This is a genomic window from Cyanobium sp. ULC065 (assembly GCF_977927515.1).
In genome coordinates this window covers 2,729,125-2,755,832 of sequence record NZ_OZ376393.1, presented here as the reverse complement: position 1 = coordinate 2,755,832, position 26,708 = coordinate 2,729,125, and the positions used below count along the sequence as shown (strand labels likewise).

Genomic DNA, 26,708 nt, shown 5'->3' with positions numbered 1-26,708 from the left:
GGCTCAGAACAGAGATCCCGATCAGAAAGCGTCATCCTCCACACCACGCACAATGCGGGAGAGTTCCACCCGTTCATCGGAGGTGACACGGTGGGGCACGCCGCTGATGATACGCTCGAAATTGGAGAAGGAATCGCGTATTTCTGGGCCGTTGCCTGTGATAACGAATTCACGGATGCCCTTGTCGTGCCAGGAGCCACGCATCTTGAACACGTTGATCGCGCGGGCCATCTCACCGCGGATCTCCACATACTGCAGCAGCAGAATCGTATCAGTGATCGTGGAGATGTGGGAATCCGTGATGGAGTGACTCCCCATGAATTCTTCGGAGGTGTTGGTGAAGAAGCCAGCAATCTCTTCCTGTTTCGCGTATCCCGTCACACCGATCACAAACTGCCGGAAAGCGTTGTGGCTCACCCCACGGGAGAGGGCAGATAGCGAATCAATCGCCATTCTGGAGGGTTTGAACTCGGCAATCTCGGTTTTGATGATCTGGAGATGATCTTCCAGGCCGGTGGATTCGGGATAAGCACAGATGATCTTGAGCATGCCATCTTGCTCCATCTGCTCAAAGTCAATGCCCCAGCTGGTGGCATTGCGAAGCAATTGCGCCCTTGACTCTTCGTAGGCAAAGAGGATGGCCCGTTCTTTGTTTCTGTAGGCGTTTTCAATGAACTTGCTCACCAGCAGTGTCTTGCCAGTGCCGGTGGCACCGGTGGCGAGGATGATCGAATCCTTGAAGAAACCACCGCCACACATCTCATCGAGGCGCGGTACTCCCGAGCTCAGGCGCACATTTGAAGAGCGCTGCGTGAGGCGCATCGCGCCCAGCGGGAAGATCGCTACACCCTGTGGCCCCATGGTGAAGGGGAACTCTCCTTTCATGTGGGTGGTTCCCCTCAGCTTGAGGATCTCCACCGTGCGGCGGCGGCGCTCCACATCCAGGACATTGCGCAGAATGATCACGTTGTCGGAGACAAACTCTTCGACGCCGTATCTGGCGATCGGGCCGTACTCATCGATGCGTTCGGTGGTCATCACCGTGGTGACGCCGATTTCTTTGAGCCGGGCAATCAGGCGAAAAATCTCCCGACGCACCACCGACACAGCATCATATTGCTGGAAAACAGCCGTGATTGAATCGATGGCCACGCGCCGGGCCTTGTATTTTCTGATCGCGTAGTTGATTCGCTCAATCAATCCCGAGAGATCGAAGCTTCCAGCCACATCCTGGCCATCGGGGTCCGGGGAAGCATCAAGGATGAACAACTTGCCTTGATCCACCAGCTCCTGCAGATTCCAACCAAAGCTGGAAGCATTGCGGATGATGTCCCGGGGCGATTCCTCAAAGGTAACGAAGATGCCTGGCTCATCAAAATGATGAATGCCGTTGTAGAGAAAGTGCAGCGAGAAAACGGTCTTGCCCGTGCCGGATGTGCCGCTGATCAGCGTGGAACGCCCAATCGGCAGGCCGCCCTGGCAGATGTCATCAAGGCCTTCCACCCCGGTCGGAAGCTTCTGAACCTGCATCTGCGAATGGGGATGGGAAGGAGAATCCGTCATGGCTGGTCTGGTGCCTGCATCAACCTAAGGCCCAGCTGAACAAAGCCCGGAAATTACTAGGAGGATCTACAGAATCTGGCCCGTGCCTCCGGCATCATCAGCCTGGGGTTCAGGATTGAAGAGATCATTTTCGGTGAGCTCGTCGTAAAGCAAATCAAGGCCGATCAGCACCCGCTCCCGATCAGAGAGATCGCCGATGATGCGTCGCACCGGCGGTGGGAGGATCTTGGCGAGCGTGGGGGTGGCCAGAATCTTGTCGTCTTCGGCCAGCTGGGGATTCTTGAGCACATCAATCACCTTCAGGGCATACACCCCCTTGAACTCCTGCTCCAGAATGTTGCGCAGGGTCTTGAGGGCGCGCATGGAATTGGGAGTGTTCCCCGCCACATAGAGCTTGAGGATGTAGGTCTTGCGAATGCTCAAGGGTGCACCTCAGAAGGTTGGTTGGATCGAAGGTCCTGAAGCGTGGTGGCAGCGACGGCGCGCGGCCCTGGGGCCGGCTCGTTGACGGGCAGGGATCGACGGTACATCTCGCAGAGATGGGCCATCACGTCAAGGAGGGCCAGGCGGTAATCACGAAGGAAATCGTCTTTCTGTCCTTTGAGCTTGAGCAATTTCCAGAATTCGTCGATCAGATTTGCATGGATGGCCACGGTCTTGGTGATGGAGAGATCACTGAAAAATGCGGTGTTCACGAAGCTTTCCAATGCCTGATTCGCTGCGGCCTCGTCCTTGAAGTAGCTCACCAGCAGATCTCTGTACGTGCGCTCCAGGGAGAGAAACAACTCCTTCTGCTCCAGGGGAGGCAGATTGCGGAGAAACCGCGAAGGGTCCCTCTTATAGAAAACCCCCAGATAGCCAAGCCGCTCCTGCAGGCGGCTTGACAGCCTCCAGGAGCCATCGCCGCCGGGCTCGCTCGGTAGAGCCCCCTCCACGTTGCCACGTCGCAGGAAGCGGGAGATCGCCGCATCCAGGCTGTAGCTGAGCTGTTCCAGTTGGTCGGCGGGCAGATGCACCTCGGCATCGTGGTAATCCAGCTGCCCACTCACCGGGCCCACCACCACGGCGGGAAGCAGCAAACCCTGATGGCGTAAACCATCGAGTGCCTCAGGCAGGGCACCCTGTTCCAGCAGCACCGCGTCAAAGTTCTCCCAGCTCTCGGCCAGCAACGCGCAGGGGTCAGGGGCCAGGCCGAGCGCCACCACGTCGTAGCGCCCCTCCTGCAGCCACTGCCCGCAGGCAGCATCAAGGCCGGGATCGCGAATCAGCGAGGCGATCGTGAAGGCCGGCTGGGACATGCGGCGCGTGGAACCACGTTTGGGAGACCTTAAGGTTGACGGGCGGGGCTCTGGGAGTGGAGGATGGACACTTGTCCATTCTTCAGGATGTGCGCCAGGCCTGAATGCCGAGCCGTCCGGTGATCCCCAACAGGGTCGCTGGCCAGGAGCGGGCAGCCTGTCCACGCCTTCGCACCCATGAGCACCACCCCCGCCACCGGCACCTCAGCGCCGAGCACAGACTCTCCAGCGCCGGGCGCCGGCTCCTACGTGATCGCTGAGGCCTCAGGCCAGCAGTTCTGGCTCCAGCCGAACCGCTACTACGACCTTGACCGCATCGCGGCAGAGGTCGACGAGAGCGTCACCCTGGAGAACGTGCTGCTCGTGCGTGACGCCAGCGGCGCCACCACACTGGGCCACCCTTATGTGAGTGGTGTCACCGTTCAGCTCAAGGTGCTTGAGCATCGCCGCGGCCCCAAGATCATCGTCTACAAAATGCGGCCCAAGAAGAAAACCCGCCGCAAAAACGGCCACCGCCAGGAGCTCACCCGTGTGCGGGTCGAGTCGATCACCGTGGCGGGCAAGGCGCTCGCCTGATCCCGGCTCCACTTCCTCCTTCTTTCGCCCACCCTTCGTTTTCTCGCCCCCATGGCCCACAAGAAAGGCACAGGCTCCACCCGCAACGGCCGCGATTCCAATTCCAAACGGCTGGGTGTCAAGCGCTATGGCGGTGAAACCGTGAGCGCCGGTTCGATCCTGATTCGTCAGCGCGGCACCTCCGTGCTGCCTGGCAACAACGTCGGCCGCGGCTCCGACGACACCCTCTTTGCCCTCATCGATGGCGTCGTGAACTTCGAGACCATCAAGCGCGGCCTCCGCAACCGCAAGCGCATCCACGTGGCCCTGGGCTGAACGCCAACGGCCAGCCTTGGCCTTGAACACACAGGCCAGGGCTGGCTGGGCTCAACGTAAAAGGCCCATCTATCCTGAAAGCCACAGGACTGCAGCTCAAGACCGGGACTGCTGTTTCTCCAGCCTCCCGGTCTTTTCGTTTGGGTGCGGGTGCCAGCCTGGTGCGTGCTCACACCCGGGTGGGACAGGATCTGGCTCCGCTGTGGTGTCTGGCTTCGCTCCGGGGTCAGTCTTTCTCCTCCGCCTCCGCGCATGCGGCGGTGACCAGGCTGGTCAATCGGCGAGGCGATAGGCCCTGGTGGTGATCAGGAAGGGGTGGAACACCTCGAGGAAGCGGCTCTGGAGTTTGCGGAAGAAACGCTCCACCAGTTGAGGGTCATCGAAGTGGAACGGATACTCGCCAGCGAAGCCCTTGAAGAAATACCAGTTGAGCAGGGCCACCGCCTCCTTCGACATGCGTGAGGCGAACACCTCCAGCTGATCGGCCGGATGGCTCAGGTGCTCCAGCACATCCAGGCAGACGATGGTGTCGAACGCGGCCGGCAGGGACGGATCGCTCAGATCGCGGCAGAAGCCGAGGCGATGGGCGAGGCCCAGGGCTTCCGCCCGCTGGCGCACGAACGCCCGGTTGTCGGGGTTGAGGTCCACGAACCACACCCGCTCCACCTGGGGCAGCGCCGCCGCCGCCAGGGCATGGGTGCCGATGCCGCCGCCGAAGTCGAGCACCTGGCCCCGGGCCAGATGCTGCTGCAGGCGCAGAGTGTCGGCGATGTAATCGCCGCTGCCCAAGTGCCAGGCCGAAAGCTCGAGCAGGTGGCCGTGGCCCACCGTTTCCTCGTAGAAGGCCTCCACCCGTTCCGGGTCGAAGCCGGTGGCGCCGGGGTGCAGGGCGGCCAGGTCGCTGCGGCTGTGGGCCAGGCGCTGCTCCAGTTCGCCTGGGCTCAGCTGCACATAGGCCGCCAGCTGGTCGAACAGGCCGAAGCCGTCCCGCAGGAACCGCTCCACATCGAGGCTGGGCAGCACCGATGGGGCCGTCATGGTCTGGGTTGACTCGGACACTCCTGGTCCCCTTGGCAGACCGTCAGGGTAAGGGGCCGCCGCTCACGGCTGGCTCAGCGCCCCGGTCGGGGGAGCGGGAGTGGGCGGGGGTCTTCATGGCCCAGTTCCACCCCGTCGCCGGGCACCTCAAGCCAGCGCCGCAGCCAGCCCACCAGGAGGTAGAAGGGCAGGGTGTCGAGCAGGGCGGCCAGAAACTTGAACAGGTAGCCGCTGAGGATGAACGCCCATAGCTGGGGCAGCACCGGCTCACCAGAGCGGATCGGCAGCACATGGGCGGCGTAGTGGCTGATCAACACCACCGCTGTGGTGTCCACCAGCTGGCTGACCAGGGTGGAGCCGTTGTTGCGCAGCCAGAGGGCCTTGCCGCCGCTGAAGCGCTTCCAGAAATGGAAAAGGCGCACGTCGGTGAACTGGGCCGCCAGGTACGCCACCATGGAGGCCCCCACGGCGCCGAAGGCCAGGCGCCGCATCTCGAAGAAGGTGCTGGAGTCGGTGCCGGCCAGGCCAGGTAGCACCCCTCCAAGCCAGAGGATGAGCACGATCCAGCCGTTGAGCAGCAGCCCCACCCACACCACCTGTCCCGCCTTCTGCTCGCCCCAGATCTCGCTGATCAGATCGGTGCAGAGGAAGGTGACCGGATAGGGCAGGGCACCCACCGCCACCACGATCGGCCAGCCGCCGATCGAGCCCAGGCTCAGGAAGCGGGTGAGGCCGAGGATGTTGAGCATGCCCATGGTGCCGAGGAAGAGGCCGGCCAGCACCAGGAAGGCCAGATCACGGCGGTGTTGCACAGGCACAGACGCAGTACCGGGGGAACAGGCACCCCAGCCTGAAGCCCCGCCTGGCTCCTGCCACCCCCTGGCGGCGATGATGCACCGCCGCCGGCCTTCCCTTTCCCGGCGTTTGCCATCTGCAGCGATGTCGCGGTGACCACCTCCCCTTCGCCCTGCGGCTTCCTGGTGCTCGACAAGCCGGCAGGTCTCACCTCCCACGCCTGCGTGGCCAGGGTGCGCCGCTGCTACGGGCTCAAGCGGGTCGGCCACGGCGGCACCCTCGATCCTGCCGTCACCGGCGTGTTGCCGCTGGCACTGGGCACCGCCACGCGCCTGCTGCCCTACCTGCCGAGTGGCAAGGCCTACCGCGGCGTGATCCAGCTCGGCTGGCGCACCAGCAGTGACGACCTCAGCGGTGAGTTGCTGGAGCGCCGTCCGGTGCCCGCCCTCAGCCACGACGACCTGGACGCCTGCCTGGAGCGCTTCCGCGGTTCGATCCTGCAGCAACCGCCCCAGGTGTCGGCGGTGCACGTGGATGGGGAGCGGGCGTATGCGCGGGCGCGGCGGGGCGAAACGATGGAGCTGGCGGCGCGGCCGGTGCAGATCGATGCGCTTGAGCTGCTGAGCTGGGAGCCCGCCAGCCAGCAGCTGGAGCTGACGGTGCGCTGTTCCGCTGGCACCTACATCCGCTCCCTGGCGAGGGACCTGGGCAACGCCCTGGGTTGCGGTGGCACCCTGGCCAGCCTGCGTCGCACCGAAGCGCTCGGCTTCTCTCTGAGTGGCAGCGTCAGCCTGGAGGCGCTCGAGAGCGGGGCGCCCCTGCCGGCTCTCGACAATCCACTCCAGCCGCTCAGGCACCTGCCCTCGCGACAGCTGGATGCGGCGGATCTGGCAGGCTGGCGCTGCGGCCGCAGCCTCTGCGCCAGCGCCGTCTCCAGCCCCGATCGGCCCGGTTTCGATCCCAGCGTGCTCGACCAGCCCGTGGTGATCCTCGATCCGCAGGGCCACCTGGCCGGCATGGCCCGCACCGCCCCGGGCGGTCGCCTGCAACCGCGACTGGTGTTCGACGCGGCCGGCTAAGGCCGCCGCGTCGGCGCTTCCCTCCCGATCCCGCACCCAGCACCCAGCCATGGCCGGCCACAGCAAATGGAGCCAGATCAAACGCCAGAAGGCGGTGGTCGATGCCAAACGCGGCGTGGTGTTCACCCGCCTGGCCCGGGAAATCAGCGTGGCCGCCCGCGCCGGGGCCGATCCGGCCGGCAACTTCCAGCTTCGGACGGCCCTGGAGAAGGCCAGAGCCGCCGGGCTGCCCAACACCAACATCGAGCGGGCAATCGCCAAGGGAGCTGGCCATGGCAGCGGTGACGGCGATCAGTTTCAGGAGGTCCGGTACGAGGGCTATGGCCCCGGCGGGGTGGCCGTGCTGGTGGAAGCGCTCACCGACAACCGCAACCGCACGGCGGCGGACCTGCGCCTGGCCTTCAGCAAGCACTGGGGCAACCTGGGCGAGGTGGGCTGTGTGGGGTACCTGTTCGAGCACCGCGGCGTGGTGCGGATCGCGCAGCCCCACCTTGAGGAGAACGCCCTGCTGGAGAGCCTGCTGGTCTTGGAGATGGCAGGCGGTCCCGCCGCGCTCACCTACACGTTCGAGCCAGTGGCAGGGGGGACGGCAGCCGGCAAGGGCGAACCTGCTGGGGGGGGAGGTCGTGGTGGAGCTGGAGCTGGCGACGCCTCCGCGGAAGTGGTGTGCAGTTATGCCGACCTGGAGGCCCTGCAGGATGCCCTGCGGCACCAGGGCTGGAGCGTGCAGGGCTGGGAGCACCGCTGGATCCCATCCACCACCTGCCGCCTGGAGGAGTCCGAGGCGCTGCGCCACTGCCTGCGCATGCTCGATGCCCTCGACGACCTCGATGACGTCCGCAGCGTGACCGCCAACCTGGAGGCCGACGAGGCCCTGATCGAAGCGTTCCTGGCGTGATGGCTGGCCTGCCGTCGCTGGCGGGGAGGTGAGCCGGCAGGTGCTGGCTTCAGCCAGTGAGCGCAGCCCGGTCGACCATCAGCCGGAGCCGCGGGTGCTGCTGCAGCCAGCTGGCCGGCAGCTGGGCGTTGGGGGGCTCCTGCAGTAGCCGTCTCAGGATCGGCCCTTTGGAAGAGCCACTCACCACCAGCAGGATCCGCTGCGCCGCCAGGATCTCCGCCAGACCGAGCGTGATCGCCCACCGCGGCACGGCCTCTGGATCACCGCCGAACGCCGGGGCGTTCTGGGCGCGGGTGGCGGCATCGAGCTCCACCACATGACAGCGCTGGCTGGCCTCACAGGGGGGTTCGTTGAAGCCCACATGGCCGTTGTTGCCGAGCCCCAGCAGCTGGAGGCCGATGCCGCCGGCCTCCTCCAGCGCGGTGCTGTAGCGGACGGCTTCGGCCTGAGCGTCGGCGGCCAGGCCATCAGGCAGGGCCACCTGCTCCGGAGCGAGACCAAGCGGTGCGATCAGCCGGGCCTCCATCTCAGCAGCGAAGCTGCGGGGATCGTGCCGGGGCAGGCCCACGTAGGCATCGAGGTTGAAGCTGCGCCATCCGGCCAGCAGGCGGGCCCGCTCCGCAGGCGGCAGCGCCGCGATGCGCTGCCGCAGGGCGCCGTACACCGCCACCATCGTGCGACCCGTGGCCAGCCCCAGCGGCAGGGCCTGAGGGCGCAGCAACTGGTCGAACAGGGCCTCTGCCACCGCCTCGCTCAGTTGCTCCCCATCCGGAAACACCTCCAGCCGGTGGTGCCAACCGGGGATCGGAGCGATGGATTCAGGGCAAAGAGAGGGTAGGGCCGGCGCGCTCAGAGGCGAGCGGAACGCAGGGCCGTGTGGCGGGGACTCCATGGTGAGGAGCCTGATGCAGAGCCCGCATCCGCCGCCAGACGTGGTGTGGCGATGTCACCGTACGGACGCAGTTGGGCGCCGCGGTAGTAGTGGCGGAGAATCTCCTGGAAGCTGCTGCCGCGCTGGGCCATAGCCAGGGCCCCCCACTGGCTCATGCCCACCCCGTGGCCGAAGCCCCGTCCCACCGCCACCAGCGTGGGGTTGAGGGGAGGTAGCAGCGGCGGCGGCGCTGGCAGCGAGAGCAGCACGCCCGTGGCCGACAACCAGGTGGAAGGCGGCACCTGAGGCTCAGTGAAGCTGAAGGGGGCTGCCTCGAAACGCACCAGCGTGCTCTTCAGGCCCAGCCGGCTGCGCAGCTCCGCCCCACTCACCAGAAGCTGGCCACTGGGGCCCACCACGCGGGCCTGCCGCACCCTGCCACTGGCGGTGGTGGAGAGGATGTCGATGCGCTGCACCCCGCCCAGTTCGGCGAAGGCGCGGGCCAGCAGCGGCGGCGGCAGTTCCTGGCGCCAGCGGCTCACCGGTGAGGCCTCATCGAAGTCGGCGACGCTCACCAGATAGGGCATCTGGCGCTGCCACAGATCGCCGCTGTTTTCGGTGGTGCCACCGGCACTGCTGTGGAACACCGCATTGATCAGGGCGTTCTGGTGGGTCAGCACCAATCCGCGGGTGCCGCGCACCGCCTCCCTGGTGGACGCGGTCTCCGCCTCCACCCCTTTGTAGACCTGGCTGCTGACGGTGGCCTTGAGGTCGAAGGGCTGGTCGGGGCGGCGCTGGCGGAGGGCGTAGGTGCGCGCCGCCACGGCCTGGGCCCGCAAGGCCTCCAGGGGCCAGCTGGCGGGCATCTCGCTTCCCACCACGCTGGGAAGGTAGGTCTCGAGGGCGACCACATTGACCACCCGCAACGCGGAGGCGGCCGGGCGCACCACCAGCCGTCCCCGGTAGGCGCGGTTCTTCAGCTGCAGCACGGCGTCGCCACCGGGGGACTGGCCGGCATCGATCCACAGCTCCGCCAGGCTCAGCGATGCAGGCGCCGTGCCCAGCCCCCGGGGCGCCACCACCTCCACCCGCACGCCGCTGCCGGCAGGGCGCAGGGCAATGGCACCGCCTTCGGGGAGGCGCAGCCGTTCTCGGCCGCTGGCATCAAGCAGGCGCAGGCCGCTGGCGCCGCCCACCCGTACCTCCGCCGTCTCCAGCAGCAGCACCCGCAGGCTCGGATCGGGACTGGCGCTGGCCGTCTGGGGCACCGGCCGGATGGCCGGCTGCTGGGCATGGGCCGCTGGCAGGCCGGGCAGCATCGCCCAGGCCAGAGGCATTGCCAGGCCGGCAAGGCCAAGGCGTGGCGCCAGTGAAGGTGCAGCGGACCGATGGAAGGCCTTCGGCAGCGCCGAGCGGGCGAACATCCCAGCCATGGCGACCAGCAGCGGAGCTCACAAGGGGGTCATTGTCACGACGATCCGGGCACCGCGCCAGCCCTCCGCCGGCCAGTGATCGACGTGGCAGCATGCGGCAAAGCGCAACTGGCTTGCAGGTCACTTTCCTCGGAACGAGTTCGGGCGTTCCCACCCGGGCCCGCAACGTGTCGGCCGTGGCGCTGCGGCTGCCACAACGCGCCGAGCTGTGGCTGTTCGACTGCGGCGAAGGTACCCAGCATCAATTCCTCCGCAGCGACCTGCGGGTGTCGCAGCTGCGGCGCATCTTCATCACCCACATGCACGGCGACCACATCTTTGGGTTGCCGGGTCTGCTCGCCAGCCTGGGCATGGCTGGCAGTTGCCAGGGCATCGATCTCTACGGCCCCGACCCCCTGCGCGATTACCTCGAAGGCGTGCTGCGAACCTCATCGACGCGCATCGGCTATCCCCTGGCCAGCCATCGGGTACGCGAGGCCGCCACTGCCGGCACGGTGCTGCTCGACGATGACGATCTGATCGTGCGCTGCGCGCCGCTCACCCATCGCATCCCCGCCTACGGCTACCGGGTGGAGCAGAAGCCCCGCCCCGGGCGCTTCGATGTGCAGCAGGCCCGCGCGCTGGGCATCCCGCCCGGCCCCATCTACGCCGAGCTCAAGGCGGGTCGGAGCGTCACGCTCGAGGACGGGCGGATCATCCATGGAGAGCGGCTGTGCGGGCCGGCGCGGCCCGGGAGCACCTTCGTGTACTGCACCGACACCGTGTTCTGCGAAGCGGCGGTGGAGCTGGCGCGAGGCGCCGATCTGCTCGTGCACGAATCCACCTTTGCTCACGGGGAAGCGGAGATGGCGTTCCAACGGCAGCACTCCACCAGCACCATGGCGGCCCAGACGGCGGCCCTCGCCGGGGTGAAAACCCTGGCGCTCACCCACCTGAGCCCCCGTTACGTGCAGGGCAACACGGTCACCCCCGATGATCTGCTCGACGAGGCAAGGGCGATCTTCCCGAACACGTTGGTGGCCAAGGATTTCCTCACCCTTGAGGTCAACCCCGACGAGGGTTGAGGCACAGGCCGCGGGTTGGCCGGGCCGCTTGTGCCTGCAACAGTTCTTGATCCCGCCCCGGAGTGCCCTTCGCCCGTGATACAAGGTCTCAGGTGCGGTGTCCACCGCCAATTCGCCAGCTCCCTCCATGGCCCTTTCCCTTCCCGCCGCCCTCCGGTCGATCGCCCGCCTTCTGCTGGTGGTGCCGCTGGGATTGCTGCTGACCTTCGGAGTCTGGGTGGCTCCTCTGCAGGCCGCCCAATGGGATGCAGAAACGCTCACGGTCAGCGGCACACCGGATGGTGGCCTGGTCACCTTCAGCGAATCGGAGATCAAGAGTGGTCGCAAGTTGTTCAACGACAGCTGCGGCACCTGTCACGCCGGCGGTGTCACCAAGACGAACTACAACGTGGGCCTCGACCCGGAAACCCTGGCCCTGGCCACCCCGCCGCGCAACTCGGTCGACTCCCTCGTTGACTACATCAAGGACCCCACCTCTTACGACGGTGAATACAGCATCGCCGACGTCCACCCGAGCATGCGCAGCAGCGATGTGTTCGTCAAAATGCGCGATCTCAGCGACGACGACCTCCGCCTGATCGCCGGCTACATCCTGGTGGCCCCCAAAGTGAGCGGCACCCAGTGGGGTGGCGGCAAGGTTTACTTCTGAATCCAGGCCTATATCCGTTATCCGTGCCAGGTGCACGTCTGAGCCTCGCCCACCGGCAGGCTCTACCGGCCAATCAACGCCACAGCCCCCTTGCCCAGGGGGCTTTTTTTTGGCAGCGGTGCAGCACTACTGCATGCGGTTCATGCGCCGCTGCTCCCGCGGCTCATCTCAGAGGCCTGAGAGGGAGACGGGGGGCGAGGCTGCCGGGTCGTTGGGATCCGCACTACCGGCCGAGGCGGCAGGTGGTCGCTGGCAGGCGGGATCGAGCGAGGCGGGCTGCTTGCTGTACCACCACTCCTGGAGCGCCGGCGAGAGGCGCAGCGGAAACAGCGTGATCACGGTGCGGGTGGGGCGGGAGCCCGGCTCCAGAACCTCCACCGCATAGGAGGGGCAACGCCGCGAGGCCAGATCGGCCACAAAGCGGCGGCCGATGCGACGCCAGCTGGGTTCCTTGCTGCGCCAGGCCAGGCGGCAGCAGGGCCACGGCAACTCTTCCCGGTCGAACAGGCGGCAGCACGCTCCGATCACGCGGTAGCTGTACTGGCCCCCGGGGCTGCAATGTTCGCTGCCGTGGTCCTGGAGATTGTCGACCTGCAAGGCCATCAAAAAGCCACCCCGAAGGGTGGCAGAGAAGGAGAAAGGAAACAAGCGGCGCGCCGGATAGCGATCAGTTCCGCCTGTTGGATGTGGAGAGCGGCCGACATTTGCCGGGCTGGCGGCGGGTAAGGGCCGTCGGCTCAATAGAGCTCTTCTTCGGCGTGGGTGGTGATGGTGACGTCGGAGGTGGGGTAGGCCACGCAGGTGAGCACGAAGCCAGCTTCGATCTGGTCGTCGTCGAGGAAGCTCTGGTCCGACTGGTCAACGGTGCCGGAGGTCAGCTTGCCGGCGCAGGTGGAGCAGGCGCCAGCGCGGCAGGAATAGGGGAGGTCAATGCCCTGCTCTTCAGCAGCATCCAGGATGTACTGATCATCGGGAACCTCGATGGTCTTGTTGAGGCCCTCGCTCTCGTTGATGAGGGTGACCTTGTAGGAAGCCATGGAAGGGAAATTTGGGGCTCACAGGCTCCTGGAGGATCCGGGCCTGTAGGACCGCACCTTCCTACATCGGACAGGGGCGATGGCGGCGGTCTTGGGGTGGGAGCCCCGGAAGCGCAATCAAAGGGTGAGCACGGATAAGCGTGATTTATATGACAGGAGGCTGTTGCTGGATCCTTATCACCCCCCAGCCGCCCTCGTCGGCGATCAGCTCGGCCAACCAGCCCAGGGAGGCGAGGGTGCTCTCCAGCGCCGGCGCCTGATCCACCAGCAGGCCGCTCAGGAACCCCACGCCATCGGGCGCCAGCACCGACGTGAATCCCACGGCCAGCTCCGCGATCACCGGCGCCAGGATGTTGCAGAGCAGGATGTCGGCCGGTTGCCCGGCCAACAGCTCGGCCAGCTCCTCCACCGAGCCCAGCGCCACCTGCATCAGCCCGTCAGGCCCTTCGCTGAAGCCGTTGAGACGGCCGTTCTCCCGGGTGGCTCTCACCGCCAGCGGATCGTTGTCAGTGGCGGCCAGGGAGGCGGCACCCAGGCGCAGGGCGCCGAAGCCGAGGATGCCGCTGCCGCAGCCGAGATCGGCCACCCGCCGGCCTGTCAGAGCGCCGCCGGTCTGCTGCGCCAGCTGATCGAGGGCCTCCAGGCAGAGCCGGGTGGTGGGGTGGCTGCCGGTGCCGAACGCACTGCCGGGATCGATGCGGATCACCAGGCGGTGGGTCTGGTCGTCGGGCACCTCCAGCCAGGCGGGCAGGATCAGCAGCCGCTCCCCCACCGGATCAGCTTGCCAGTGCTGCTTCCAGCTGAGACTCCAGTCCTCGTCGTCCTGCAGGGCCCAGGCCAGCGGGGGCAGGGGTAGATCGAAGGTGGCCGCCAGTGGGGCCAGGGCCTCAGGTAGCCGGGCGCGTTCGCACTCGGGCCAGTCGATCGCCGGCAGCCAGGCCACGAGCTGGTGCTGGTCGGGGGTGCTGGGGTGATGGCGCACGGCCACCCGGGAGATCCCCAGACTCTGCAGCTTCCACAGCAGCGACTCCTCCAGCTCCGGCGGAGCCGCCATCTCCAGGCGCCACCAGCGGTGGTCGCTCAGCCGTGCGGCCGTCGGGTCGCCGGTCACAGCGTGACCGGGTGCGCCTCCTGGATGCCGTTGATCTTGCCGATCGAGGCGAGCAGGCTTGGCGGAATGGGGTCGTCGAGGCTGAGCACCATCACCGCATCGCCGCGCACGATCCGACGGCCCACCTGCATCGAGGCGATGTTCACGTTGTGCTCGCCGAGCAGGGAGCCGAGGTGGCCGATGATGCCGGGCATGTCCCGGTGGCGGGTGAACAGCATGTGGCGGCTGGGGGCCACGTTCACCGGGAACTCATCGATCGTGGTGATGCGCAGGTCACCATCGGCGAACACCGCCCCGGTGACGGTGTGGCTGCCCTGGGAACCGCGCGAGGTGAGCTGCAGCGAACCACCGGCGAAATCACGGCTGGAGTCGTCTTTCACTTCCAGCACATGCAGGCCACGCCCCTTCGCCTCGAGCGAGGCGTTCACGTAGTTGATGCGGTCGCCGAGGGCGCTGGAGAGCAGCCCCTTGAGCGCGGCCACCACCAGCGGCTGGGAGGGGTGGTTGGCGAATTCGCCCTGCAGCCGCACCTCCAGCTCCTGCACCGAGCCCCCGGCCATCTGACTGAGCAGCAGGCCCAGGGTTTCGGCCAGCTGCAGGTGGGGCTTGAGTCGCTCCATCACCTCCGGGGTCATGCCGGGGATGTTCACGGCGCTGCGGGCCGGCAGGCCCAGCAGCACATCGCGGATCTGCTCGGCCACATCGATCGCCACATTTTCCTGGGCCTCTTCGGTGGAGGCGCCCAGGTGGGGCGTGAGGATCAGGCGATCGCGCACGGCCAGCAGCGGCGAATCGGGCTTCAGCGGCTCGTTCGCGTACACATCCAGCGCCGCCCCGGCGATGGTGCCGGCTTCCAGCGCAGCTGCCAGGGCGGCCTCATCCACGATGCCGCCACGGGCACAGTTCACCAGCCGGGCGGTGGGTTTCATCGAACCCAGCAGTTCGGCGTTGACCAGATTCTCCGTGTCCGGGGTGCGGGGCAGGTGCAGGCTGATGTAATCAGCTTCGGCGAACAGGGGCGCGACCGCCATCAACCGCACCTGGAGCATCTGGGCCCGCTCGGTGGAGATGAACGGGTCGTAGGCGAGCACCTCCATGCCGAGCGCCTTGGCCACCCGGGCCACATGGGAGCCGATCTTGCCGAGGCCCACCACGCCGAGCTTCTTCTTGTAGAGCTCGTTGCCGACGTATTTCTTGCGGTCCCAGCCACCGGCCATGGTGCTGGCGTGCGCCTGGGGCACGTGCCGCGAGAGCGACAGCATCATGGCGAGCGCATGTTCTGCGGCGGCGATCGTGTTGCCTTCGGGCGAGTTCACCACCAGCACCCCCTGCCGGGTGGCGGCGGGCACATCCACGTTGTCGACACCGACACCGGCACGACCGATGATGCGGAGGCGTGGAGCTGCTGCGATCAGCTCGGCGGTCACCTGAGTGCCTGAGCGGATCATCAGAGCGTCGTAGTCGCCGATGATGCTGAGTAACTGGTCGGGCGGTAGGCCGGTGCGCACATCCACCTGGGCCACCTGGGAGAGGATGTCGATGCCCGTCTGATCGATGGGATCGGAAACCAGAACCTTTGTCATGACCCGCGACGTTGGGGAAGGAGCGGTCCGGAACGCGCCAGACACCGCAGGGGGTGAAGTGTAGTGATCCGCCGCCACAGCTCCTGCGCTCAGCAAAGAGAATCGTGCTTTGGGACACCGGGCCTTGGGATTGTGCGTGGTGGTGGTGCTGGCGGATCGCAAGAGCCTGCAACGCCTGAAGGACAAGCTGGATGGGGTCCGTCCGGCGCCAGCCACCCTGCTGACCATCGGTGAGGGGGAAACCTCGATCGACAGCGTGGAACTGCTCAACCCGGGGCTGGCCCGCCAACGCCGTCAGCGGGGGATGGTGCGCTGGCTGATGCCGTTCGGGTTCTTCGCCGGCCTCACCTTCACCTTCATGACCGATCTGCAGACCTTCGCCTTCGCCGGTCCTTACGGCGAGCCGCTGATCGGCGGCCTGCTGGGCATGGGCTCGGGCTGGATGGGAAGCTTCGCCGCCGCCGCCAGCGTCACCTCCGATCCCGACGACCGCATCCGCAGCCTGCGCAACCGCCTCGAGGAGGGCAACTGGCTGCTGCTGGTGGAGAGCGCCCCAGGCCAGGAGATTCCCTGGACCCTGATTCAGGAAACCCGACCCAAGGCGGTGGTGCGCCTGGCGGAGCGTTGAGCGCCGTCACCCTCCCGCGCAGCGAGCTGCTGCAGGGCAGCCACGCCCCCGAACGGCTGGCAGAGCTGATTGATCACGCGGAAGAGGCCCTGCGCACCTGGCAGCCGGTGTGGAGCTCCTTCGTGACGCCACTCCTGCGTGAGGAGGCCGCGGCGCGCCTCGGCAGCCTCAGCGAGCTCACCCTTCACGTCGAAGGGGGGCACCCCGGCGCCGAGCGCTGCCGGCTGCAACTGACGCGCGCTGAGCTGGACGCCCCGCCACCAGGCACCAGCCAGGCGACGGACACCGCCTTGCCGCTGATCGGACTGACGCTGAGTGGCAACTTCCTGTTCGATTCCGCCAGCGCCGGCGATTTCCGCCGCGGGCTGCTGCAGGCGGGAGCGCAGGAGGCGGAGCTGGGGGATCTGTGGCTGCGCGGCGACCGCGGCGCCCAGCTGGTGGTCACCCCGGAACTGGCCGGGCGTTTTGCTGGGGGCACCGCCCTGGTGCGCAGCGTGGAGGTGCAGCTGGAGACCACGCCCCTGGAGCGCCTCCAGCCTCCGGCCCGGCCCCAGCCCCGTCGCTTTTCCACCGTGGAGGCTTCGCTGCGGCTCGATGCGGTGGGCTCGGCCGGTTTCGGCATCCCGCGCAGCCGCATGGCCGAGCAGATCCGCAACGGGGCGGTCCGCGTCAACTGGGACGACGTGCGCAGCCCCAGCAGGGAGCTCAGGGCCGGCGATCGGGTGCGGCTGGAGAACCGGGGAGAGCTCACCGTGCTGGAGGTGGAGCTCACCAAGCGCGACCGCTGGCGGCTGGCCCTGCTGCGCAGCTGATGCGCCTGGCTGCGGTGAGGGGGGAGAGGCCGGCTGCTAAGTTTCGGCTCCGGGTGTCGTCTTCATGACTCCCGACCCGGGCGATTAGCTCAGAGGTAGAGCACTACCTTGACACGGTAGGAGTCACTGGTTCGATTCCAGTATCGCCCACTCCTTTACGTTCTCCCGTTGACCCAACCGCTGCCGCTGCGGGAAGTTTCACCGCCCTTCGGTGCCTTCACCGTGGTGATCGGGCTGGGTCGATCCGGCGCCGGGGCGGCACGCCTGCTGCAGGCACTTGGCAGCCAGGTGCTGGTGCTGGAAAGCTCCCGCACGCCGGCGCAGCATCTCCTTGCCAACGATCTGCAGGCCGGCGGCATTGAGGTGCAGCTCGACAGCCCCCTCTCGATCGAGCTGTTCGAGGCCCTTGAGCGCCTGCCGGCCACGGTGGTGGTCAGTCCGGGCGTCCGCTGGGACCACCCCACCCTGGTGGAGCTACGTAACCGGGGCGTGCGGCTCTGCGGCGAACCGTCGGTGGCCTGGGCCGCCAGTCGCGGCATTCCCTGGATCGGGATCACCGGCACCAACGGCAAGACCACCGTCACCCATCTGGTCAGCCATCTGCTTCAGGCCGCCGGCCTCGATGCGCCGATGGCCGGCAACATGGGCACCTCAGCGGCCGAGCTGCTGCTCGAGCGCCACCTGCGGGGCGAGGCCAACCCTGACTGGGTGGTGATGGAGCTGAGCAGCTACCAGATCGAGGCCTCCCCCGAGCTGGCCCCCGCCTTCGGCCTGTGGACCACCCTCACCCCGGACCACCTGGAGCGGCACGGCACGCTCGGCAACTACCGCGCGATCAAGCGGCGGCTGCTGGAGAACGCCACGGTGCGGCTGCTCAACGCCGATGACGCCGATCTCAGGGCCCAGGCCCCCAGCTGGGACCGGGCCGACTGGGTATCGGCCGGCCCCCGCGCCGATCTTCCCGCCGGGATCGATCCGCTGATCTGGATCGAAAACGGCAGGCTCTTCAGCCGCGAAGGCGAGCTGTTCGACGCCGCCAGCCTGGCCCTGCCAGGGCAGCACAACCGACAGAACCTGGTGCTGGCCGCCGCCGTGGGGCTCAAGCTCGGCCTGAATGCTGCCGTGATGGCCGCTGCCTTTCGCAGCTTCCCCGGGGTTCCGCACCGCCTTGAGCGGATCTGCGACCGCGCCGGGATCACCTGGTACAACGACAGCAAAGCCACCAATTACGACGCCGCCGAGGTGGCACTCAAGGCCCTGCCGGGGCCGATGGTGGTGCTGGCGGGCGGGCAGGCGAAACAGGGCGATGCCTCCGCCTGGCTCGCGGCGCTGCAACGGCAGGCGGCGGCGGTAGTGGTTTACGGCGCCGCCCGCGACCACTTCGCCGGTCTGCTGCGCAACAGCGGCTTCAGCGGCGAGGTGCGCAATGTTGAAGATCTCGGAGCCGCGGTGCAGGAGGCCAACGCCCTGGCCACGGCCTCCGAATCACCGACCGTGCTGTTATCGCCGGCCTGCGCCAGCTTCGACCAATACAGCAGTTTTGAAGCCCGTGGCGACCACTTCCGCGTGCTTGTCTCCGCGCTGAATGCCACACCTGCCGCCATAGAGTGAGCTCCTGTTCAGCTGAGCAAGGAGCCGGCGCTGCGATGGCCTTCTGGCTGATGAAGAGCGAGCCGGACGTCTACGGAATCGAGCATCTCGCCAGCGAGGGCACCACCCTCTGGGATGGGATTCGCAATTACCAGGCGCGCAATTACATGCGCAGCATGCAGGTGGGCGATCAGGCCTTCTTCTATCACTCGAATACCAAGCCCCCCGGGATCATCGGCCTGATGGAGGTGGTCGCCACCGGGCTCACCGATCCCACCCAGTTCGATCCAACGTCCTCCTATTTCGACCCTGCCTCGAAGCCGGAGGCGCCGCGTTGGGATTGTGTACGGCTGGCTTATCGCCGCACCTTCGATCAGCTGCTGAGCCTGGATGCCCTGCGGGAATCGTTCACGCCCGAAGAGCTGATGGTGGTGCGGCGCGGCAACCGGCTTTCGATCCTGCCCGTTGCCGATGCCATTGCAGCGCGCCTGATGGCGTTGCTGCTGCAGGCCCCATGACAATCGCCGGCGGGTCCATGGCCCCGCTGGCGATCGGTTCCTGCCTACGGCGGGGCTGGCGCGCCTTTGGGCAGGCGCCGTTGCGGTTCATGGGTTTCACCTTGCTGGGCGGGGTGCTCAACCTGATCGGCCAGCTGGCGCAGAACCGTGGCAGTGATGGGCTCCAGCAGGGCGGGCCGGCGGGTTATCTGTTCCTGGCTTTGGCCGGGCTGGCCGCTGGGGGGGCCAGCAACATCTGGCTGAACGTGGGGCTTCTCCGCGGCAACCGGATCGCCCTGGCGGCAGGGCAACCAAGCTTCGCCGAGCTGGCTCGCTGGGAAGGTGCGGCCGTGCTACGCCTCCTGGGCATGGCGATGCTGATGCTGCTGGTCAACGCGCTGGTGCTGATCACCTGCGGGCTGGTGGCAGGGGTAATGAGTCTGCTCACTCCAGTCCTGGGCATGCTGGCGCTGGTGCTGGGGGGCGCCGCCCTGCTGATCCTCAATGCCAGCCAGGTGTTTCAGCTGCCATTGTTGGTGGTGGAAGGGCTGGGGCCGGTGCGGGCCTTTCAGCGCGGCTGGTCGAGGAAGACACGCCGCTGGGCGCCGCTGTATTTGCTGACGCTGGCCCTCCATGGCCTCCAGGTGGTGATGGTGCTGCTGGTGCCCACCCCCTTCGCCGCTCTGGCGGTGCTGCTGGCGGTGGGGCTGCTGATCGGTTGGCCGGTGATGGTCGGCACCCTCATGGCCGGCTACAGCGACCTGTTCGGCCAAGGCTTCGTGCAGGGCGGGATCACCCGGACGCTCAGCGAGCGCTGAAGCAGCCGTCCTCTGAGGCGTTCCAGTTGAACATGTTGCCGACGTAGCAACGGGTCACGGCGCGGCTGTTGACCCCGTTCTGCACCAGGAAGCCCGCCAGAGCGGCCTGGAAAAGGCGGTACTGGTCCCAGTTGGGATGAGCATCGATGAAGGTGCGCATCGAGCCCAGCAAGGCCTCCGGCACCTCTGCCCTGATGCTCACCACCCCGGCGGCACCATCGCTGCCCTCGGCAGCGTCAGGCGGACGGACGCGGGACGGGCAACGCGGGTAGCTGTCGACAACGGAGGCAGGATCCATCGAGGCGCGGCAGGAGGGTGGTCGTCACCCAGTTCCCCACAAGCTTCCGATGGCGTCAAATCGAGGGCAGAGGGGCTGACATTGCCCATCCCAGCGTGAGATTGCGGGCCCAGCTGCGCTCCGGGGTGGTAACGAGCGCGTTAAGGGTTGCCCTTGAAGCGATCGACGCCGCGTGTCAAGGGGAGAACCTGCGGCGGGGCGGTTCTCCACAGGTGACTGCCAGGGCAGCCGGTCCGGGCAGTCCGGCCTGTGGAAAAGCTGGGCAAAACCCGCCGCGATCCGGGGGCTGGGCTGGGAACAGGTTGCTGATCAGCAGTGCTGATCAGCCGCCCAATCCCTCCGTGGTCTCACACCCTGCCGGCTCCAGCACCAGGGGTGCCAAGGCCTGCGCCAGAGCGGCGCTGGCGGCAGGCGTCCAGCTCCCTTCCAGGCCCCGCTGCCCATCGCTGGGCGCCAGCACGAAGCGCAGCGCCCAACAGCGGCGATCGCCACAGAGGCCGAGCCACCAAGGGCCACGCTCCAGCTCCAGCTCCAGGCTCTCTTCTGCCATCAGCTGGCCGGCAATGGCGGTGTGTTGCTCGATCAGCTCGAGCAGGCCCCGGCGCAGTTCGGCCGCTTCGGCCAGGCTCAGCTCCGCCGCCCAGCCATCACCGCCGATCAACACGCCAAATGGATGGCGGCCAGCCTCAAGAGCCAGCCGCCATCCCTCCCCCTCAGTGGCAAATCCTGCCGGGTGCATCAGGTTGCAGGGGCCGCAATTGAGAGCACTGAACCAGCCGGTTCTGCCATCTCAGGTGCAACGACCCCAGCCGGCACTCCTGAGCCGGAAACAACGGCACCGCCAGCTCCGGATCGATCAGCCGGGCAGCAGATCGGGCTGATCCTGCTCATCGGAGAGCTCCACGATGGCCCGCTGGACTGGCTTGATCATCGAATCCTCCAGGAGCCCGTCGAAATCATCGAAACGGCGCTGCTTGGCCCGAAAGGCGATCTTCACCGTGGTGAGGTAGCGGTTGCTCGAGTGACGGATCAGGCTTTCGGCACGCTGGGCCAGTTCCTTCGGGTTCACCGTGGCGCCGGAATACATAGGTCATGTTGGTTTCCATGACCTTAGGCCAGCTCGGGCGGAAGGGTCAGCCGCCAAGCGGATGCCGGCGGCCATCCGCCAAGCTGCGCGGAGCCCTTCGCCCGCTCACGATGGCGACACCTGGCACCCTGGCGATTGACCTGGGCAGCACCACCACGGTGGTGGCCTTCCAGTCCGCCGAGGGCGGCGCGCCCCAGCTCGTGGAGATCCCCCCCTACAGCTGCGCTGACCCCTGCGTGGTCCCCAGCCTGCTGTGGCTTGCCAGCGCCACAGCGGAGCAGCCGTTGATCGGGCGCCAGGTGATCGAGGCCGGCCTCGCCGGCAGTGAAGGCCCTGAGCTCTGCCGCGATTTCAAGCGCGGCATCGGCGGCTGCGCCGATGCCGGCCGGGAAGAAGGAGCCGGTGGCGCCGCCGCTGCGTCTCTGCTGTCCCCGGAGCAGGCCGGAGCGATGCTGCTGCGCCAGCTCTGGCGCCACCTGCCAGCGCAGCTGGCCCCTACCCGTCTGGTGCTCACCGCGCCGATCGACGGCTACCGCGGCTATCGGGAATGGCTGCACGCCGTCAGCCAGGACCTGGCTGTTGAGGAGGTGGCCCTGGTGGATGAGCCCACCGCTGCGGCCATCGGCGCCGGACTGCCCCCCGGCAGCCGCGTGCTGGTGGTGGATCTTGGTGGCGGCACGATCGATCTTTCGCTGGTGGCGCTCGAAGGCGGCGAGGGGCGCGCCGCGCCGGTGGCCCAGCTGCTGCGCTTCGCCGGCCGCGACCTCAGAAACAGCAGCCAGAAACTGCGCTGCGCCAGGGTCGTGGGCAAGGCGGGCGTGGCCCTCGGCGGCCGGGACATCGACCGCTGGATCGCCGCGGCGCTCTGGGCGCAGGTCAACGGCCAGGGCCCGCCACCTGGCACCTTGCTGGAAGCTGCGGAATCCCTCAAGTGCCGGCTGAGCGAGAGCGCCGAGGCGTCGGTGCTGACGATGCTGCCGGGGGGCACCAGCCGCCTGCTGCAGCTGAGCCGCCAGGAACTGGAAACCACTCTTCTGGAGCAGGGATTTCTCTCTCTGCTGGAGGAGCTGCTGGAGCGGGTGCTCGCCGCCGCCAGGGCCGAGGGGCTGGACTTTGCGGACGTGGAGGCCATCCTGCCGGTGGGGGGCAGCAGCCGGATTCCGCTCGTGCGCCGCTGGCTGCAGGAGCGTTGCCCCGGTGTGCCCCTGCGCGACGAACGGCCGATCGAGGCGGTGGCCCTGGGGGCGCTGGCGCTCACCCCGGGCGTGCGGATCAAGGACGTGCTCGCCCGGGGCGTGTCCCTGCGCTGCTGGGACCAGCGCAGCGGCAGCCATCGCTGGCATCCGCTGTTTGTCGAAGGGCAGAACTGGCCCACCACCCAGCCGCTGGAGCTGCTGCTCGCCTGCAGCGACGACGGCCAGGAGCAGATCGACCTGGTGCTGGGGGAGCCCCGCGACGACGAACGCTCCGAGGTGGTGTTTCGCGATGGACTGCCCCAGCTGCGGCGGCGGCCCGCAGGGGAGGCGGAGGTGCAGCCCTGGGGGCAGCAACCCGCGCCGATCGGTCTCGATACTCCCGGAAAACTTGGCAGCGATTGCCTGCGGCTCCACTTTCAGATCGATGGGCAGGGCCAGCTGGTGCTGGAAAGCGAAGACCTGAGCACGTCGCGGCGCTCACCCCCTCAGCCGCTTGGCCCCGTGCGTTGAGACCGCTCGCTTCCACTGAGACGAAGCGCTCTGCTGGCCCCACCCGCGGTGATCAATCAGCCCACGCGTAGGCAGTGGACGACAGCGCGGCTGACCCCGCCAGGCTGAAAGCCGCGGGTCCTGTTCATAGAAAGGGAGGATTGCCTGTTCCTTGCCTTGGCCATCCGCCGCCACAGGCTTCCGCGTTTCTGGTTGGCGCTCACTCTCGGCCTGGTGGCCGCTGTGATCGGTGCGGCACGCTGGTGGGAAGGCCAACTGCCTGGCCGGCTCGAGCGGGCGGCCAGCGAGGGGCGCTACGAGGCCTGCCTCGCCTACAGCGACCAGCTGGCTTCACTCCGCTGGATGACAGGGCGCGCACCGCGCGAACAAGGCCGCTGCCGCCGTGCGCGCGCCGAGCGGCTCTGGCAGGGGCAGCGCTGGCAGGAGGCACTTCAGCTGCAACTGCTGCTGGCCAATTCCGAAGCAGGCATCCACTCTGACCGCGACCGGTTGCGCTCCTGGCAGGAAGAGCTGCGCACCAAGGCGATGGCCCGTTTCGAGGCCGGAGATCTGGAGGGGGCGATGGTGTTCCTCAAACCGATGGGCGAAGACCGCCACCCCGCGGGTGACGCGCTCGGTGACAACCTCAGGGAGTTCTGGAGCCGTAACCGCTTTCAGCAGGAGAGGGCCACCCAGTTGGTGGAGCAGAAACGCTGGTGGGAAGCGCTTGAAGCCCTCAACCGGATCGATCATCCCTGGTGGAAATCGCAGTCAGCCGTGCTGCGCAGGCAGGTGGAAACCGCCATCTCCGGTCTGAAAACCCAGGAGCAGGAGCATCACAGCCATGGCGCTACGGCAGCCAACTCCGTGCCCGTGGCCGAGCTGGATGCGGCCATCAAGGGTCTGCTCGCCCAGGGGGTCGACGACTGGTCGGCCTTCACCCGTGCCTGCCGGCAACTCGGCGGGAAGGTGGTGGAGAGCGGCCCCGAAACCACCTGTCAACGCTGAAGGGCTGCCGTGACAGGATTGCCGCCGTCCGCCACCGCATCCTTCATGAAGCCGGGAGAACAGGTCAGGGTCTGCCAGAGCGTCGTGGTGTACACCCATCCAGAGCACCGCGGTCAGCCCTTCGACCTCCAGGGACTGGAGGGTGAGGTGTTCCAGGTGCTTGACGACTGGAAAGGTCGTCCGATCAGCCCGACCCTGCCGGTGGTGGTGGCGTTCGGTCGCTATCGCGCCCATTTCCGCCCGGACGAGCTCGAGCCGGTGGCCTGAAGAGACTTGCCTCAGGGCTTGAGCAGCACCACACCATCGCGCCCATCCACGGCCGCCAGCCAGAGCTGAATCGACTCCTGGCGGCTGGTGGGCACCACCCGACCACAGAAATCAGGCTGGATCGGCAGCTCCCGGTGCCCCCGGTCCACCATCACCAGCAAACGCACCACCGCCGGCCGGCCCCAGGCGTGCAACGCCTCCAGAGCGGCTCGCACCGTCCGTCCGGTGAAGATCACGTCGTCCACCAGCACCACATGGCGGCCTTCGAGCGCTGCAGGCAGCTGGGTGGCCTGCACCATGCGGGTGCCCACCCGGGCCAGGTCGTCGCGGTGGAAGGTGGGATCAAGGCTGCCCTGATCCACTGGATGACCGCAGCTGGCTTCGAGCTGGGCGGCCAGCACCCGAGCTAACTCGACGCCGCGGGTGGGGATGCCGAGCAGCAACAGCTGGCGGCTGTCCGGCGCACTCTCCAGCACCTGGGAGGCAAGGCGATGAACCGTGCGGGTCAGATCCTGGGCGGAGAGAATCTCCACGCAATGGTCACCGATTGACGACACCATGTGGGGATCCCGGAGGTGAAATGGTAAGGGAGTCTCCTTGCGCTTATGCCCATTAGCTGACGCTTACCGGCCTGCTTTCTGTGACGAAGAGATCACACTGTAATTTTGAGGGCGATCAGCCTGTATCAGGGCTTTGCGGAAGAATCGGTGACCGACATTCCTTCCACGAGCTCCAGCTCTCGCCCGAGCGGCTCTCTCCCCCCTCCCCCCTCCGGCCCCGTGGATCACCGCTACGTGCCACCGGTGGTACTGGCCATTCTCGATGGCTGGGGATACCGCGAAGCCAGCGATAACAATGCGATCCGCGCGGCCAGCACCCCGGTGATGGATGCGCTGTGGGAGGCCTACCCCCACACGCTGATCCAGGCGAGCGGCGGCGACGTGGGCCTGCCCGACGGCCAGATGGGCAACTCGGAAGTGGGCCACCTCACCATCGGCTCCGGGCGGATCATCCGGCAGGAGTTGGTGCGGATCGGCAAAGCGGTGAAGGACGGCAGCCTTGCCGCCAATCCCGCCCTCAATGCCCTGGCCGACACCCTGCTGGTGAATGGCGGCGCACTCCACCTGATCGGCCTCTGCTCCGACGGCGGCGTGCACAGCCACATCGATCACCTGGGCGGCCTGCTGCAGTGGGCCGCAGGCCGCGGCCTCAGCGACGTCTGCATCCATGTGGTCACCGACGGGCGCGACACCCCGCCCCAGAGCGCGATCGCCTTCCTCGACCGCATCGATGCCCAGATCACAGCCGCCGGCGTGGGGCGGATCAGCACGATCTGCGGCCGCTACTGGAGCATGGACCGCGACAACCGCTGGGACCGCACCGAGAAGGCCTACCGATTGCTCACCGAGGCCAGACCGGCCGACGGCCCGCTCACGGCCCAGCAGGTGGTCCTGGCGGCCTACGAGAACGGCATCAACGATGAGTTCCTTGAGCCCTACCGCCTCAGCTCCGGCCACCTGAGCCCCGGCGATGGCCTGATCTGTTTCAACTTCCGCCCCGACCGGGTGCGTCAGTTGGTGCGCGCCCTTGTGCTCGAAGACTTCAGCGGTTTCTCCAGGGAGCGCATCGAGCCTCTGCACCTGGTCACTTTCACCCAGTACGAGCAAGCCCTCGACGTGGCGGTGGCCTTCCCCCCCGAGTCACTCGATGGTCTGCTCGGCCAGGTGGTCTCCGAACACGGGCTGCGCCAGTTGCGCACCGCCGAAACGGAGAAGTATCCGCACGTCACCTATTTCCTCAACGGCGGCATCGAGCAGCCCTTCAACGGCGAAGACCGCCACCTGGTGCCCTCCCCGCGGGTGGCCACCTACGACCAGGCTCCCGAGATGTCCGCCGCTGCCCTCACCGACAGCTGCATCGCCTCGATCAACAAAGGCATCTACTCCCTGGTGGTGATCAACTACGCCAATCCCGACATGGTGGGCCATACGGGGCAGATGGAGGCCACAGCCGCCGCCATCGCCACCGTGGATCACTGCGTGGGCCGACTGATGGAAGCTACCAATCGGCAGGGGGGCACCCTGCTGATCACCGCCGATCACGGCAATGCCGAAGTGATGAAAGGGGAGGACGGGCGGCCCTGGACGGCCCACACCACCAACCCGGTTCCGGTGATCCTGGTGGAAGGGGAACGGCGCAAGCTGGCTGGCCACGGCACGGATGTGCGCCTGAGGGAAGGGGGCGGCCTGGCGGACATCGCCCCCACCCTGCTGGAGATCCTTGAGCTGCCTGTGCCCGCCAACATGACGGGGACCTCCCTGATCGAGCCATCGCCACTGCTGCCCACTCCTGAGCCCTTGCGGCCACGGGCGCTGCAGGTCTGAGCCCGGCGGGCCGTCAGGTCAGCCTGCCCGCACTCTGAAGGGCCGATCGGCCTGGCGTTCGGGCCTGGTGTTTGGGTAGGGTCTGAAGATGATCACCACGGTTCTTTCCTGGATCTGGGCCGCTCTCGGCGTGCTCCTGATCGCCAGCGTGTTGCTGCACAGCCCCAAGGGCGATGGCATGGGAGGCCTGGCCAGCAGTGGCGGGTCGATGTTCAGCAGCGCCCGCAGCGCCGAAGCCACACTCAACCGCGTCACCTGGACCCTGCTTGCCCTGTTTCTCGGCCTCGCCGTGGTGCTGAGCGCCGGCTGGCTGCGCTGACCCTG

Annotated in this window: 31 protein-coding genes and 1 tRNA gene; 17 read left to right on the top strand and 15 right to left on the bottom strand. The window is 67.2% G+C overall.

Annotation, left to right across the window (positions count from 1 at the left end; genetic code table 11):
* Positions 1-21: 21 nt before the first annotated feature.
* The 3 genes from kaiC to ACXMDP_RS13700 form a co-directional block, all read right to left on the bottom strand.
* The gene (kaiC, locus tag ACXMDP_RS13710) at positions 22-1,563 is read right to left on the bottom strand and encodes a circadian clock protein KaiC (RefSeq protein WP_094512689.1); all 1,542 of its coding nucleotides are present in this window, start codon (positions 1,561-1,563) and stop codon (positions 22-24) included.
* 66 nt (positions 1,564-1,629) lie between these two features.
* Positions 1,630-1,986 (bottom strand): circadian clock protein KaiB, encoded by a 357-nt coding sequence (gene kaiB, locus ACXMDP_RS13705; protein WP_094512690.1) that lies wholly within the window; start codon positions 1,984-1,986, stop codon positions 1,630-1,632.
* The gene (locus ACXMDP_RS13700) at positions 1,983-2,861 is read right to left on the bottom strand and encodes a circadian clock protein KaiA (RefSeq protein WP_259729815.1); all 879 of its coding nucleotides are present in this window, start codon (positions 2,859-2,861) and stop codon (positions 1,983-1,985) included. Before ACXMDP_RS13700 ends, kaiB begins: the two co-directional genes overlap by 4 nt.
* 177 nt (positions 2,862-3,038) lie before the next feature.
* On the opposite strand from ACXMDP_RS13700, the gene rplU reads away from it, so the two are divergent.
* A complete protein-coding gene (gene rplU / locus ACXMDP_RS13695; RefSeq protein ID WP_259729814.1) occupies positions 3,039-3,437 on the top strand; it encodes a 50S ribosomal protein L21 in 399 nt (132 codons plus the stop codon).
* Positions 3,438-3,488: 51 nt separating this feature from the next.
* Positions 3,489-3,752, top strand: coding sequence for a 50S ribosomal protein L27 (rpmA, locus tag ACXMDP_RS13690; protein WP_094512693.1), 264 nt, complete (start codon positions 3,489-3,491; stop codon positions 3,750-3,752).
* 273 nt (positions 3,753-4,025) lie between these two features.
* Here rpmA and ACXMDP_RS13685 read toward each other — a convergent pair whose 3' ends face one another.
* Both ACXMDP_RS13685 and ACXMDP_RS13680 read right to left on the bottom strand, forming a co-directional pair.
* On the bottom strand, positions 4,026-4,790 hold the full coding sequence (locus tag ACXMDP_RS13685; protein ID WP_259729813.1) for a class I SAM-dependent methyltransferase: 765 nt from the start codon (positions 4,788-4,790) through the stop codon (positions 4,026-4,028).
* Between the two features lie 74 nt (positions 4,791-4,864).
* Positions 4,865-5,608: a queuosine precursor transporter gene (locus ACXMDP_RS13680; RefSeq protein WP_094512694.1), complete on the bottom strand. Its 744-nt coding sequence runs from the start codon at positions 5,606-5,608 to the stop codon at positions 4,865-4,867.
* A 129-nt stretch (positions 5,609-5,737) separates the two neighbouring features.
* Between ACXMDP_RS13680 and truB the strand changes: the two genes are divergently transcribed.
* Positions 5,738-6,664 (top strand): tRNA pseudouridine(55) synthase TruB, encoded by a 927-nt coding sequence (gene truB, locus ACXMDP_RS13675; RefSeq protein WP_259729812.1) that lies wholly within the window; start codon positions 5,738-5,740, stop codon positions 6,662-6,664.
* Positions 6,665-6,713: 49 nt separating this feature from the next.
* A complete protein-coding gene (locus ACXMDP_RS13670; protein WP_259729811.1) occupies positions 6,714-7,562 on the top strand; it encodes a YebC/PmpR family DNA-binding transcriptional regulator in 849 nt (282 codons plus the stop codon).
* Positions 7,563-7,611: 49 nt separating this feature from the next.
* Here ACXMDP_RS13670 and ACXMDP_RS13665 read toward each other — a convergent pair whose 3' ends face one another.
* The gene (locus ACXMDP_RS13665; protein ID WP_259729810.1) at positions 7,612-8,454 is read right to left on the bottom strand and encodes a glucosamine-6-phosphate deaminase; all 843 of its coding nucleotides are present in this window, start codon (positions 8,452-8,454) and stop codon (positions 7,612-7,614) included.
* A complete protein-coding gene (locus tag ACXMDP_RS13660; protein ID WP_457766948.1) occupies positions 8,412-9,857 on the bottom strand; it encodes a SpoIID/LytB domain-containing protein in 1,446 nt (481 codons plus the stop codon). The genes ACXMDP_RS13665 and ACXMDP_RS13660 overlap by 43 nt, the downstream gene beginning before the upstream one ends.
* Positions 9,858-9,979: 122 nt before the next feature.
* Between ACXMDP_RS13660 and rnz the strand changes: the two genes are divergently transcribed.
* Together rnz and psbV are read left to right on the top strand one after the other, a co-directional pair.
* Positions 9,980-10,930 carry a ribonuclease Z gene (gene rnz, locus ACXMDP_RS13655; RefSeq protein WP_094512698.1) on the top strand — a complete coding sequence of 317 codons (951 nt, stop codon included), beginning with the start codon at positions 9,980-9,982 and terminating at the stop codon, positions 10,928-10,930.
* 127 nt (positions 10,931-11,057) lie between these two features.
* On the top strand, positions 11,058-11,579 hold the full coding sequence (gene psbV / locus ACXMDP_RS13650) for a photosystem II cytochrome c-550 (protein ID WP_259729808.1): 522 nt from the start codon (positions 11,058-11,060) through the stop codon (positions 11,577-11,579).
* Between the two features lie 168 nt (positions 11,580-11,747).
* Here psbV and ACXMDP_RS13645 read toward each other — a convergent pair whose 3' ends face one another.
* The 4 genes from ACXMDP_RS13645 to serA form a co-directional block, all read right to left on the bottom strand.
* Entirely contained in the window at positions 11,748-12,182 is a 435-nt protein-coding gene (locus tag ACXMDP_RS13645; protein ID WP_259729807.1) for a hypothetical protein, read from the bottom strand.
* Between the two features lie 134 nt (positions 12,183-12,316).
* A complete protein-coding gene (locus ACXMDP_RS13640; protein ID WP_094512700.1) occupies positions 12,317-12,616 on the bottom strand; it encodes a ferredoxin in 300 nt (99 codons plus the stop codon).
* A gap of 145 nt (positions 12,617-12,761) precedes the next feature.
* The gene (prmA, locus tag ACXMDP_RS13635) at positions 12,762-13,670 is read right to left on the bottom strand and encodes a 50S ribosomal protein L11 methyltransferase (protein WP_457767234.1); all 909 of its coding nucleotides are present in this window, start codon (positions 13,668-13,670) and stop codon (positions 12,762-12,764) included.
* A 53-nt stretch (positions 13,671-13,723) separates the two neighbouring features.
* A complete protein-coding gene (serA, locus tag ACXMDP_RS13630; RefSeq protein ID WP_094512701.1) occupies positions 13,724-15,310 on the bottom strand; it encodes a phosphoglycerate dehydrogenase in 1,587 nt (528 codons plus the stop codon).
* 124 nt (positions 15,311-15,434) lie between these two features.
* On the opposite strand from serA, the gene ACXMDP_RS13625 reads away from it, so the two are divergent.
* The 6 genes from ACXMDP_RS13625 to ACXMDP_RS13600 all read left to right on the top strand — a co-directional run bounded on the left by ACXMDP_RS13625 (position 15,435) and on the right by ACXMDP_RS13600 (position 19,655).
* A complete protein-coding gene (locus tag ACXMDP_RS13625) occupies positions 15,435-15,938 on the top strand; it encodes a hypothetical protein (RefSeq protein ID WP_094512702.1) in 504 nt (167 codons plus the stop codon).
* A complete protein-coding gene (locus ACXMDP_RS13620; protein ID WP_259729805.1) occupies positions 15,935-16,750 on the top strand; it encodes a photosystem II S4 domain protein in 816 nt (271 codons plus the stop codon). The genes ACXMDP_RS13625 and ACXMDP_RS13620 overlap by 4 nt, the downstream gene beginning before the upstream one ends.
* A 78-nt stretch (positions 16,751-16,828) precedes the next feature.
* A tRNA-Val gene (locus tag ACXMDP_RS13615) sits at positions 16,829-16,900 on the top strand.
* 18 nt (positions 16,901-16,918) lie between these two features.
* On the top strand, positions 16,919-18,361 hold the full coding sequence (murD, locus tag ACXMDP_RS13610) for a UDP-N-acetylmuramoyl-L-alanine--D-glutamate ligase (protein WP_259729804.1): 1,443 nt from the start codon (positions 16,919-16,921) through the stop codon (positions 18,359-18,361).
* A 35-nt stretch (positions 18,362-18,396) separates the two neighbouring features.
* Complete coding sequence (locus ACXMDP_RS13605) at positions 18,397-18,858, top strand: EVE domain-containing protein (RefSeq protein ID WP_255101096.1); 462 nt, start codon at positions 18,397-18,399, stop codon at positions 18,856-18,858.
* Entirely contained in the window at positions 18,855-19,655 is an 801-nt protein-coding gene (locus ACXMDP_RS13600) for a hypothetical protein (RefSeq protein WP_259729803.1), read from the top strand. Before ACXMDP_RS13605 ends, ACXMDP_RS13600 begins: the two co-directional genes overlap by 4 nt.
* Here the strand turns inward: ACXMDP_RS13600 and ACXMDP_RS13595 are convergent.
* The 3 genes from ACXMDP_RS13595 to ACXMDP_RS13585 all read right to left on the bottom strand — a co-directional run bounded on the left by ACXMDP_RS13595 (position 19,642) and on the right by ACXMDP_RS13585 (position 21,022).
* On the bottom strand, positions 19,642-19,953 hold the full coding sequence (locus ACXMDP_RS13595) for a DUF2811 domain-containing protein (RefSeq protein WP_261346540.1): 312 nt from the start codon (positions 19,951-19,953) through the stop codon (positions 19,642-19,644). The two genes, ACXMDP_RS13600 and ACXMDP_RS13595, sit on opposite strands and share 14 nt — an antisense overlap.
* A 322-nt stretch (positions 19,954-20,275) precedes the next feature.
* Positions 20,276-20,692, bottom strand: a complete 417-nt coding sequence (locus ACXMDP_RS13590; RefSeq protein ID WP_094512707.1) for a DUF1818 family protein — start codon at positions 20,690-20,692, stop codon at positions 20,276-20,278.
* A gap of 117 nt (positions 20,693-20,809) precedes the next feature.
* Positions 20,810-21,022 carry a DNA-directed RNA polymerase subunit omega gene (locus ACXMDP_RS13585; RefSeq protein WP_259729852.1) on the bottom strand — a complete coding sequence of 71 codons (213 nt, stop codon included), beginning with the start codon at positions 21,020-21,022 and terminating at the stop codon, positions 20,810-20,812.
* 128 nt (positions 21,023-21,150) lie between these two features.
* Between ACXMDP_RS13585 and ACXMDP_RS13580 the strand changes: the two genes are divergently transcribed.
* The 3 genes from ACXMDP_RS13580 (at position 21,151) to ACXMDP_RS13570 (ending at position 24,000) form a co-directional block, all read left to right on the top strand.
* Positions 21,151-22,746, top strand: a complete 1,596-nt coding sequence (locus tag ACXMDP_RS13580; protein WP_259729802.1) for an Hsp70 family protein — start codon at positions 21,151-21,153, stop codon at positions 22,744-22,746.
* A 192-nt stretch (positions 22,747-22,938) separates the two neighbouring features.
* Positions 22,939-23,733, top strand: a complete 795-nt coding sequence (locus tag ACXMDP_RS13575; protein ID WP_259729801.1) for a hypothetical protein — start codon at positions 22,939-22,941, stop codon at positions 23,731-23,733.
* A gap of 45 nt (positions 23,734-23,778) precedes the next feature.
* Positions 23,779-24,000, top strand: a complete 222-nt coding sequence (locus tag ACXMDP_RS13570) for a ferredoxin-thioredoxin reductase variable chain (RefSeq protein ID WP_094512711.1) — start codon at positions 23,779-23,781, stop codon at positions 23,998-24,000.
* Between the two features lie 11 nt (positions 24,001-24,011).
* Here the strand turns inward: ACXMDP_RS13570 and pyrR are convergent, their stop codons facing one another.
* On the bottom strand, positions 24,012-24,560 hold the full coding sequence (pyrR, locus tag ACXMDP_RS13565) for a bifunctional pyr operon transcriptional regulator/uracil phosphoribosyltransferase PyrR (protein WP_094512712.1): 549 nt from the start codon (positions 24,558-24,560) through the stop codon (positions 24,012-24,014).
* Positions 24,561-24,803: 243 nt separating this feature from the next.
* On the opposite strand from pyrR, the gene gpmI reads away from it, so the two are divergent.
* Together gpmI and secG are read left to right on the top strand one after the other, a co-directional pair.
* Complete coding sequence (gpmI, locus tag ACXMDP_RS13560) at positions 24,804-26,384, top strand: 2,3-bisphosphoglycerate-independent phosphoglycerate mutase (protein ID WP_094512814.1); 1,581 nt, start codon at positions 24,804-24,806, stop codon at positions 26,382-26,384.
* A gap of 88 nt (positions 26,385-26,472) precedes the next feature.
* A complete protein-coding gene (gene secG, locus ACXMDP_RS13555; RefSeq protein ID WP_094512713.1) occupies positions 26,473-26,703 on the top strand; it encodes a preprotein translocase subunit SecG in 231 nt (76 codons plus the stop codon).
* Positions 26,704-26,708 lie beyond the last annotated feature (5 nt).